This is a genomic window from Shewanella atlantica (genome assembly GCF_003966265.1).
Classification (GTDB): Bacteria; Pseudomonadota; Gammaproteobacteria; order Enterobacterales; family Shewanellaceae; genus Shewanella; species Shewanella atlantica.
The window spans coordinates 1-2455 of the sequence record NZ_RXNV01000035.1; the positions used below are offsets into that span (position 1 = coordinate 1).

Annotated in this window: 2 protein-coding genes; both read right to left on the minus strand. The window is 47.1% G+C overall.

What is annotated here, in order from left to right; all coding sequences use genetic code 11:
* Positions 1–83 precede the first annotated feature (83 nt).
* Complete coding sequence (gene istB, locus EKG39_RS23190; protein ID WP_126508319.1) at positions 84–845, minus strand: IS21-like element helper ATPase IstB; 762 nt, start codon at positions 843–845, stop codon at positions 84–86.
* Positions 835–2352 carry an IS21 family transposase gene (gene istA / locus EKG39_RS23195; protein ID WP_126508320.1) on the minus strand — a complete coding sequence of 506 codons (1518 nt, stop codon included), beginning with the start codon at positions 2350–2352 and terminating at the stop codon, positions 835–837. Before istA ends, istB begins: the two co-directional genes overlap by 11 nt.
* Between the last annotated feature and the right edge of the window lie 103 nt (positions 2353–2455).

A 2455-nucleotide genomic window follows, 5' to 3' on the forward strand; every position in this document is an offset into this window, starting at 1 on the left:
TGTTAATTTGCAGGTAAAACTGATCCACGATTTGCATCTAAAAGTGATCCACCCAATTGGTGTTATATGACCATAATCATGGTCTATTTTCTAGCCTTTTTCTCCTTTGATTTTTTAGTTGATTCTTTGAATCGGTAGCTATCATTGCCGCTTTCAATTATATGGCAATGGTGAGTCAATCTGTCTAGCAAGGCCGTAGTGAGTTTTGCATCGCCAAACACCTTCGACCATTCAGTGAAGTTAAGGTTGGTGGTGATAAGTACGCTTGTGCTTTCGTAGAGTTTACTGAGTAAGTGAAACAGCAAGGTGCCGCCCGCTTGACTAAACGGCACATAACCTAACTCATCGAGTATCACCAAATCGCACTTGGCTAGGCGATTGGCCATTCTGCCAACATGACCAGCTTGTTTCTCAAGCTCTAAGGTATTCACTAACTCGATAGTGGATAAGAACCGTACTCGGTATTGGTGATGTTGAATGGCTTGCACCCCGAGTGCCGTTGCTAAGTGTGTTTTGCCTGTGCCAGGGCCACCGACGAACACCGCATTTTGGCAGTCTTCAATGAACTCACAACGATGTAAGCCTCTAATCAGGTATTCATCGACTTCACTCTCACTGAAGTCGAAGCCGTAAAGGTCTCTGTAAACAGGGAACTTCGCGATTTTCATTTGATAGGCAATACTGCGCACTTCTCTGTCCGCTACCTCGGCTTTTATTAGTGCGTCGAGTATTGGCAAAGCTTGTTTGTAAGCTGGCGAATCTTGCGAGGTCAACTCGGTAATACTGCTCGCCATGCCATGTAGTTTCAGTGTTTTAAGGGTGTGTATTAGAGCTTCAGTGTGCATGGCGTTTACCTCGTAATGTGTCGTAGCGTGATGCATCGCTGGTTGGCTCAGTGATTAATTTCAGGCTGTTAACAATCGGGATGGCTGCAGGCTGTGGTGGGGTAATTATGCGGCTTAAACAGTTCATCACATGTTGTTTAGATGGGCAGCTTGCGTCTAAGGCCATTTCAACCGCCTTCACAACATCTGCTTCGTCGTGATGCAATATTAGCGATAACACCTCGACCATTTCCTTATCCCCGCGTGCTCGTTGCAGCAGAATGGATTGCAGGTGCTTAAAGCTATCGGGCATGGTATTAAACGGCGCACCATTGCGAAGCGCCCCCGGTTTGCGTTGTGCGACCAGCAAGTAGTGTTGCCAGTCGTAAATGACTTTGCCTGGTACATCGTGACTCACCATGAACGTGCGGGGATGCTCCGCTATCTGCTGACCTTCAGCGACAAAACTCAGCCGACTTGGGTACACACGCAGGCTAATTCGTCGGTTAGCGAAGCTTGCGGGCACAGAGTAACGATTCCGTTCGAAGCTGACTAAGCAGGTAGAGGATACTTTTTTGCTATGCTCGATGAAACCATCAAACGGGGCGGTCACTTTCATCAATTGACGTTGTTCTTGATACCACACATCTTCGATAGTTTTATCCGTAAACTGAGGATGCTTGCGTGATTGCCAGTCGGCAATGCATTGCGCCTCTAGCCAATCGTTGAGTTCGGTTAGCGTGCTCACGCGCGGTAGACGTTGCCAGATAATCGACCGCGCATCACGCACATTCTTTTCAACTTGGCCTTTCTCCCAACCTGCGGCAGGATTACAGAAGTCAGCTTCAAACAGATAATGGCTAACCATGGTTAGGAAGCGACGGTTAACAATACGCTCCTTGCCTCTTTGCACCTTATCAACTGCTGTTTTCATATTGTCGTAAATCCCGCGCTCTGGCACACCGTTGAACACCCGAAACGCGTGATTATGAGCATCAAACAGCATTTCATGGCTTTGCGTGGGGTATGCTCGCAGCATAAAAGCTCGGCTATGACTGAGCTTAAAGTGAGCGACTTGCAGCTTGGTTTTACGACCATCGATAAAGGCATAGTTTTCGCCCCAATCAAATTGAAAGGCTTCACCTGCGGCAAACTCTAATGGCACGTAAACTTGATTGGATGCAGCTAACCTTTGCTCCTCGCGCCATTTACGTACAAACGCAGCAACCCTGTCATATGAGCCGGAATAGCCCAAAGGTAGCAAGTCTTCATACAGGTTTTTAACGGTTTTACGCTCTTTGCGTCGTCGCCTTGCTTCTCGCTTAAGCCAACTAACGAGCACTTCTTCGAATGCTTTTACCTTGCCGTGCGAGTCACGCTGAGGATAAGCTGGTTCAGCAATGTCGTCTTTAAGATAACGACGCACTGTATTGCGAGACAATCCAGTGCGCCGAGTGATTTCTCGCTGGGATAGCCCATCACGAAAATACCATCGACGTATAACACTTAATAATGACACATCTATCACTCCACATTCTCCTGCTCAGGGGTGGCAGGAGGTATTAAATATGTGGATCAGTTTTCAATGCAAATTAAGGGGAAAGTGGATCAGTTTTGGATGCAAACTAACA